Source organism: Jannaschia maritima, from assembly GCF_030973515.1.
Lineage (GTDB): Bacteria > Pseudomonadota > Alphaproteobacteria > Rhodobacterales > Rhodobacteraceae > Jannaschia > Jannaschia maritima.
This window is the reverse complement of sequence record NZ_JARGZA010000024.1, coordinates 36,793-44,785: the sequence shown is the minus strand read 5'-3', so window position 1 is coordinate 44,785 and position 7,993 is coordinate 36,793. Positions and strand designations below refer to the sequence as shown.

Genomic DNA, 7,993 nt, shown 5'->3' with positions numbered 1-7,993 from the left:
GTCATGCAGGTCGATCCCCGCGACGGCTGGACCGAAGGCGGCCACGCCTGGTGGGAGGTCGGGACCCCCCAGACCAGCCCGTCGGACGACGTGACCGCGGCCCACGAGGACGTCGAAGCGGGCCGCGCCCGGCAACGGCAGGGGATCTGATGATCGCGGGCGACCGCTTCCTCGTCGTGGGGCGCGCGGGGATGGACTTCTATCCCGACCCGCCGGGCACGAAGACCGAACACGGCGAACGCTGGATCTCCGCCCTGGGCGGATCGGCCGCCAACACCGCCGTCCAGATCGTCAAGCTGGGGGGCCGCGCCGACATCGTGACCTGCGTCAGCGACGACGCGGTCGGGCGGTACGCCTGCAACCGCCTGGACCATTACGGCGTGGGCCGGACCCATGTCCGGGCGGTCGGGGGCGAGGCGCGAACCTCGCTGGCCGTGGTGGAAACGACGGTGGAGGATCACCAATCCGTCATCTACCGCAACGGCGCCGCCGACTTCGCCATGGATCTGCCCGACGTCGAGGCGGTGGACTACGGCGACTATGACGCGCTGATCACGGCCGGAACGGTCTTCGCCGCCGACCCATCGCGCACGGCCGCGTTCCGCGCCCTGGACCGGGGCCGCGTGGCGGGCCTGCCGCTGGTCTTCGACATCGACCATCGCCCCTATTCCTGGCCGTCCCCTCAGGTGGCGTCGGACGTCCTGTCCCGCGCGGGCGCGGCCTGCGACGTGGTCGTGGGCAACGACGTCGAGTTCGGGTTCATGGCGGGCGACTACGACGCGGGTCTGGACAAGGCGCGGTCTCTGATCGGCGAGGGCGCACGCGTCGTGGTCTACAAGATGGGCGAACGCGGCGCCGTCACAATCACGCCCGACGCCGAGGTCCGGACCGGCATCTACCCCGTGGACGCGCTGAAGCCCACGGGCGCGGGCGACAGCTTCATGGGCGGCCTGATGGCGGGCCTGGCGGGCGGCATGACGCTGCACGACGCCGTCCTGCAAGGGTCCGCCTGCGCCGCCGTCACCGTCACCCGCCCCACCTGTTCCGCCGCCCTGCCCGACCGGGCCGAGTTGGCCGCCTTCCTGCAGACCCATCCCGGCCCGACGGAGTAGCCCATGCACATTCCGCCCCACGACAACGGCAACAGGCCCATCGTCGACGTGGACGACGCGACCGTCCCGCTGAACTACTTCAACATCGTGCGCCTGACGGAAGACCAGACCTACGACTACCGCGTGCCGGGCTACGAGACGTGCATCGTCCCCGCCACCGGCACCGTGACGATCGAGGTCGGCGGCGAGGCCTACCGCGACATCGGCCTGCGGACCGAGGACGTGTTCGAAGGCGACCCCGAGGGCGTCTACGTCCCCACCGACACGGGCGCGCGCATCACCTGCCGCAGCGCGGCGGCGGAGGTGTTCATCGCAGGCGCCAGGTTCGCCGACACGCTGACCCCGTTCGCGGTCCGCGCCGCCGATCTGGACAAGGTGCAGTACGGGTCGGACGACACGAAGACCCACCGCCGCATCGCGCACGTGCTGGGGGCGCAGTACCACGACCGCGTCGGCCGTCTGCTGGTATCGGAACTGTTCACCGTGGGCGAAGGCGGCTGGTCGGGGTTCCCCAGCCACAAGCACGACACCGACCGCACGCAGGACGGCGAGGTGATCGAGACGCGCCACGACGAGACCTACAACTTCCGCTTCAAGCCCAAGCACGGATCCGGCGTGCAGATGCTGCAACGGACCGACAACGAACCGGGCGACGCCTATCACATCATGGACGGGTCCACGATCTGCCTGGACCGCGGATACCATCCCTGCGCGGTGTTGCCGGGATACCGGATGTACTACTTCACGATCCTGGGCGGGCTGTCGCAACGATCGCTGAAGCAGTACTTCCAGCCGACCCACGCCGACCAATTGTCGAAAATACCGGGCATCATGGACATGGTGGCGAAGTTCAAGTGACGCAGCGGCCCTCCCGGGCCGCAGCGTCACCCCGGCCCCCGGGCCGAGGTCCCGACGATCTGGCGGAGCAGCACCGCGATGCGTGCTCCGGCCCCGCCCCGCGCGGGGGCCCCGCCTCCCGCGGATACCTTCGCCCCGCGCAGGGACGTCCCAACGCATGACCCGCGCCACCCTTGCCGACGTCCTCGCGCCCGGCCGCGCCGTCGCGGGCCTCGTCTGCCTGGGGTGGGAGGACGCGCGCGCCTACGCCCTGGCGGCGCAGGACGTCGGCGCCCCCGTGATCCTGCAGGCCGGCCCCTCCGCCCGCGCCCACACGCCCCTGCCCGTCTGGGGCGCGATGTTCCGCGAACTGGCCGGAACCGTCTCGGTCCCCGTCGTGTCCCATCTCGACCACGGGGCGGACGCCGCCGAAGCCCGCGCCGCCCTGGCGGCGGGCTTCACGTCGGTCATGTTCGACGGATCCCGCCTGCCCTTCGACGACAACGTGGCCCGGACGAAGGCCGTGGCCGACATGGCCCGCGCGGCAGGCGCATCGTCCGAGGGCGAGATCGGCTTCGTCGGCTACGCGTCCGGAGAACCCAGCTGGGGCACCGACCCCGGCGACGCCGCGCGCTTCGCCGCGCTGACCGGCGTGGACGCGCTGGCCGTGTCCGCAGGCAACGTCCACCTCCGGACCGACGCGACGACGGGTCTGGATCTCGACCGCCTCCGCGCCATCCGTGCGATCACCGACGTCCCCCTCGTGATCCACGGCGGCTCCGGCGTGCCCCACGCCCAGCGCGCCGCCCTGGCGCGGGACGGGCTGGTGGCCAAGTTCAACGTCGGCACCGAGTTGCGTCAGGTCTTCGGCCGCGCCCTGCGCGACGCCTTGGCCGCCGATCCGCACGCCTACGACCGCGTCGCGATCCTGAAGGCGGTCGAAGGTCCGCTCCGCGAAGCGGCCCGCGCGATCATCGCGGGGATGTGGGACGTTTGAGAAGGTGGAGGGTCGGTCCCGCAGGGACGGGTCGGTCCGGAGAGGCGACCCGAGGTCCGCAGCACGGTCCCCCATCGCGGACCGCCGGATACCACCCCCTGCGCGGAACCGATTCGCGATGCGCTACGGCCGCCCCATGGGCAGCTCTGCGTATGTACGGGGGGTGTACAGGGGGTGTACGGGGGGTGCACACCGACATTTGGTGTCGGAAAAGGACGATGTTCCGCCCGCTCCGTGCCCGGCGGAAGCGGTACGGGACGTCAATCCTCCGCCCATGGCCCGTGCACGTCCGTCCGCCCGTCGACATGGACGAACCCGTGCAGGCCGAAGAAATCCCGTTGCGCCTGGATCATGTTCGCCGTCCCCCGCGCCGTCCGCATCGCGTCGAAATAGGCCAGCCCCGACGATAGCGCGGGCGCCGGATGGCCGTGCAGCGCGGCCAGGGACACCACCCGTCGCAACGCGTCGTGGTGCGCCTTCAGGATGTCCGCGAAATGGGGCGTACGCATCAGGTTCTCGCCAGGATGGTCGCCAAGGGCGGTGGCCATGTCGTCCAGCATCGCCGACCGGATGATGCACCCCTCGCGCCACAGGCGCGCGACGGTGGGAAGATCTACGTCCCAGCCATGCGCCTCGCATGTCGCCGATATCATGACGAACCCCTGCGCGTAGCACAGGACCTTGCCCGCTATCAGGGTGCGTTCCAACAGCTCCAGGTCCACGTCGAACGCCTGCGGGGCCGGGCCGAACATGGCCTCCCCCTCCGCCCGTTCCTCCAGCCTGGCGGACACGTTGCGCGCGACTACTGCGGCCTCGATGGCGGGGATGGGCGTCAACAGGTGCTGGCTTTCGATGGCGGTCCAACGCCCCGTGCCCTTCTGGCCCGCCGCGTCCACGATCACCGACAGGAGCGGCTCGCCCGTGGCGACGTCCTTCGCGGCGGCGACCTTCCCCGTGATCTCGATCAGATAGCTTTCGAGCGGCCCGCCGTTCCAACGGTCGAACACCCCCGCCACGTCGTCCGGCCCCATCCCCAGCCCGTCGCGCAGGATGCCGTAGACCTCCGATATCATCTGCATGTCGGCATACTCGATGCCGTTGTGGACCATCTTCACGAAGTGCCCCGCACCCCCCGGGCCCAACAGCCCGGCGCAGGGTTCGTCCCCGTGCTTAGCGGCGATGGCCTCCATGATGTCCTCGACCCGCGCCCAGCAGGCCGGGTCCCCGCCCGCCATGATCGACGGGCCGTGGCGCGCGCCCTCCTCGCCCCCCGATACGCCCACGCCCAGGAAGGGACCGGTCGCGTCCGCCATGCGACGGTTCGTGTCGTGGAAGTTCGCGTTACCGCAATCGACGATCAGGTCGTCCCCGTCCAGAAGCGGCCGCAGCGCCGCGATCTGATCGTCCACCGGCGGCCCGGCGGGCACCATCAGGACGATGACGCGCGGTTTGGCGATGGCATCGACGAACGCCTCCAGCGACTCCGTCGGGGTGATCCGCGGGGCCAGCGCGCCGGCCTCGGCGGCGAAGTCGCGCGTGACCTGCGTGGTCCGGTTGAAGACGGCGATGTCGAAGCCGTTCTCCGCGATGTTCGATGCCAGCGCGGCCCCCATCGTTCCCAGCCCGATCAAACCGATCCGCGCATCGCCCATGCCATGTCCCTCCCCTTGGTCCGGGGAGACTAGCGTTTGGATACGGGCGGGGAAAGAACGAAGGCCGAACCGCTCAACCCGTGGCGGCCACGCGTCCAGGCGCGGCCGCGCGGGTGACGGCGCAATGTTCGTAGCACGCGAACCAATCGTTCGCGGCGCGCAGCACGCCCTCCGCCTCCAGGCCGCGGGCGGACCGTTCCTCCAGGATGTCCACGAAGGCGCGGCTGGGGCCGGGATCGGCCATCGCGTCCACGAACCGGCAGGCGGCCTGGACACGGGGGTCGAGTGCGGCGCGCAGATGCCGCGCCTGCATCCGGGTGCCCAACCGCACCGCCAGCCAAAGGTATCGCCGCGCCAGGGGGTTGTCGTGCTTGGGCGTCATCGGCGGGACCACCGCCGCGTCCGCATCCAGTTCGGCCAGGTCGCTGCGCAACACGTCGAGCATGGGGGCCAGCATCGCGACCAGTTCGCGATCCGCGTTGTCCGCGAGCGCCGTCAGACCCGCCAGATGCCCCTGCAGGAACCCCGCCAACCCGTCCGACGTGCCCGTGTCGAAGCGCCGATAGGCGCGGTCCATGGCGTCGTGGGACCGCCGCGTGTCCAGCCGAAGCCGTTCGCGCAGCGTCACGATCGTGGTGGGTCCGGACACCCCAACCTCCCCTTGCGGCGCGTTGCCTGTATTTGCCGCTTTGGAAATGATAAGGCAGCTGCGTGGCGATGTGAAGGCACACGACGCCGCACCGACGCACGGAACATCCGCCCGTCCCATCCCGTTCGCACAGGAATCTGGCCAAGCGAGGATGATGCCATGAACGCCCCCGAAATCCCCCCGCAGTCCCAGGACTCGATGCCCGCGGACGAGCACAAGATGGATCCGGCCCCCGACTGGAAGCCCCGCCACCCTGGCGTCGGAAAGCTGGACGGAAAGGTCGCGCTGATCACCGGCGGCGACAGCGGCATCGGCCGTGCGGTCGCAGCCCTGTTCGCCCGTGAAGGCGCCAAGGTCGCAATCGCCTACCTGGACGAGACCGAGGACGCGGAGGACACCAAGCGGATCGTCGAGGAGGAGGGCAGCGAATGCCTGCTGATCCCCGGCGACCTGGGACTGAAGAACAACGCCACGAAGGCCGTCGAGGACACGGTCGCCAAGTTCGGACAGTTGGACATCGTGGTCAACAACGGCGCGCAGCAGTGGCTGGACGAGGACTTCGCGTCCCTGTCGGAGGAGAAGATCCGCCAGATGCTGGGCTCGAACGTCATGGCCTACATGTTCGTGACCCAGGCCGCGCTCGCGCACCTGTCCGAAGGCGCGCGGATCATCAACACGACCTCGGTCAACGCCTTCAAGGGCAACGATGCGCTGATCACCTATACCGTCACGCGCGGCGCGTCGCTGGCCTTCACCCGCGCGATGGCCTCGAACCTGGTCGAGAAGGGCATCACCGTGAACGCGGTCGCCCCCGGGCCGATCTGGACGCCCTTCATCCCCGGCACCATGCCGGCGGAGGAGGTGGAGGGCTTCGGTGGCCAGGTTCCCATGGGACGCGCTGGGCAGCCGTGGGAGGTCGCGACCGCCTATCTGTTCTTCGCGTCCTCGGACGGCAGCTACTATACCGGGCAGACGATGCACCCGAACGGCGGGGTGATCGTCGGGTCCTGAACCGCCCGGCCCTCGTCGCCGCGAACGCCGCCCGCCTCGCCGGGCGGCGTTTTCCGTCTAGGTCCCCCCGCACGACATCACCCGGAGCGTGCCCTTGGCCGACACCCCCCACCGCGTCTGGCCAAAGGCGCCAGTCATCTACCAGATCTATCCACGCTCGTTCCACGATACGACCGGCACCGGCACCGGCGACCTGAACGGCATCACCCTTAAGCTGGAGCACGTGGCCACGTTGGGCGTGGACGCCATCTACGTCAGCCCGTTCTATCCGTCGCCGTTCGCGGATGGCGGCTACGACATCGCGGACCACATCGCGGTCCATCCCGCGCTGGGGACGATGGCGGATTTCGACCGCATGGTCGCCCGCGCGCACGAGTTGGGCCTCAAGGTCATCATCGACCAGGTCTACAACCACACGTCGGACACGGCGCCCTGGTTCGTGCGGTCCGTGATGGGGGATCCGGACTACGACGACTTCTATGTCTGGCGGGACCCGAAGCCGGACGGCACGGCGCCGAACAACTGGCTGTCCCAGTTCGGTCCGCCCGCCTGGACCTGGAACCACGTGCGGCGCCAGTACTACCTGCACAACTTCACGCACCGCCAGCCCAGCCTCAACCTGCGCTGTCCCGCCGTCCAGGAGCAGATGCAGGCGATCATGCGGTTCTGGCTGGATCGGGGTGTCGACGGGTTCCGCCTCGACGCCGTCACCAGCTTCCTGTTCGACGAGAGCATGGCCGACAACCCACCCGCGACGAAGGCTGTGCAGCGCTCCGCGTCGGGCGAGACGTTCGTGCCCTACACCTATCAGGACCACGTCCACGACATCCTGCCGGGCGACGGCCTGTCCTACATGGAGAACGTGCGCCGGTGGGCCGGGCAGGACGTTTTCCTTCTGGGCGAGGTCACGAGCGGGAACAACTCCGTCGAACTCGCCTCCGGCCTCTCCCACCCCGACCGCCTCAACGCGGCCTATACCACCGATCTGGCCGAGAACCGGGCCACGGCGGAGGCCTATGCCGACATCCTGAGCCGCACGGCGGATCCGCAACGGCTGGGGTGGTGGCTGTCCTCGCACGACCAGCCGCGGCACGCGGACAAGGCGGGCGACGGAAGCGATCGCGACGTGCGCTTCCTGGCCCTGCTGCTGGCCACCGCGCCCGGCCCCGTGATCGTCTATCAGGGGGAAGAACTGGGACTGTCGCAGCCGAGGCTGTCGCGCGACGACGTCACGGACCCGCTCGACCTGCTCTATTGGCCCGACGGACCCGGCCGCGAAGGCGCCCGGGTGCCGATCCCCTGGGGCGAGACGCAGCAACGGGGGTTCACCCAGGGCACGCCGTGGCTTCCGGTCGACTGGCCACAGGGCAAGTCGATTGCGGTGCAAACGATCAGCGCGCACTCGAACCTCGGGTTCTATCGGCGCGCGATGACGTTCCGCCGCGAACGGGGGATCGGGGACATGGTGCTCGACGATTGGTCCCACGAATGCGACGTCATCCGCCTGTCCTATGGCATTCCGGGCGAGCATGCGAACGGGCGGATCGAGGTGGTGCTGAACTTCGGCACGAAGACGGCCCGCGTGCGGAAGGACCCGGCGCTGGCATCGGCCGATTTCGAAGGCACGCACATGCCGGGTCGTTGCGGAGCGATCTGGGTGGGGTGATGGTCTTACGGTTCCGCGCATGCGGCGGACCGTTCCGATATCGGCAAATGGATAGGGTCCGAACCCTCG

The 7,993-nt window shown here is 69.6% G+C and carries 7 protein-coding genes; 5 read left to right on the top strand and 2 right to left on the bottom strand.

Annotation, left to right across the window (positions count from 1 at the left end):
• Positions 1-149: 149 nt before the first annotated feature.
• From P0084_RS17145 to P0084_RS17135, 3 genes are all read left to right on the top strand, one after another.
• Positions 150-1,112, top strand: coding sequence for a PfkB family carbohydrate kinase (locus P0084_RS17145; protein WP_308918106.1), 963 nt, complete (start codon positions 150-152; stop codon positions 1,110-1,112).
• A 3-nt stretch (positions 1,113-1,115) separates the two neighbouring features.
• The gene (locus tag P0084_RS17140) at positions 1,116-1,970 is read left to right on the top strand and encodes a 5-deoxy-glucuronate isomerase (protein ID WP_308918105.1); all 855 of its coding nucleotides are present in this window, start codon (positions 1,116-1,118) and stop codon (positions 1,968-1,970) included.
• Positions 1,971-2,127: 157 nt separating this feature from the next.
• A complete protein-coding gene (locus tag P0084_RS17135; protein ID WP_308918104.1) occupies positions 2,128-2,946 on the top strand; it encodes a class II fructose-bisphosphate aldolase in 819 nt (272 codons plus the stop codon).
• 260 nt (positions 2,947-3,206) lie between these two features.
• Here P0084_RS17135 and gndA read toward each other — a convergent pair whose 3' ends face one another.
• Positions 3,207-4,598: an NADP-dependent phosphogluconate dehydrogenase gene (gndA, locus tag P0084_RS17130; protein ID WP_308918103.1), complete on the bottom strand. Its 1,392-nt coding sequence runs from the start codon at positions 4,596-4,598 to the stop codon at positions 3,207-3,209.
• A 73-nt stretch (positions 4,599-4,671) separates the two neighbouring features.
• Positions 4,672-5,247 (bottom strand): hypothetical protein, encoded by a 576-nt coding sequence (locus tag P0084_RS17125; RefSeq protein ID WP_308918102.1) that lies wholly within the window; start codon positions 5,245-5,247, stop codon positions 4,672-4,674.
• A gap of 159 nt (positions 5,248-5,406) precedes the next feature.
• Here P0084_RS17125 and P0084_RS17120 point away from each other — a divergent pair, with 159 nt between their 5' ends.
• Both P0084_RS17120 and P0084_RS17115 read left to right on the top strand, forming a co-directional pair.
• Positions 5,407-6,258, top strand: a complete 852-nt coding sequence (locus P0084_RS17120; protein ID WP_308918101.1) for an SDR family oxidoreductase — start codon at positions 5,407-5,409, stop codon at positions 6,256-6,258.
• 94 nt (positions 6,259-6,352) lie between these two features.
• Positions 6,353-7,924, top strand: a complete 1,572-nt coding sequence (locus tag P0084_RS17115; RefSeq protein WP_308918100.1) for an alpha-amylase family glycosyl hydrolase — start codon at positions 6,353-6,355, stop codon at positions 7,922-7,924.
• The last annotated feature ends 69 nt before the right edge of the window (positions 7,925-7,993 follow it).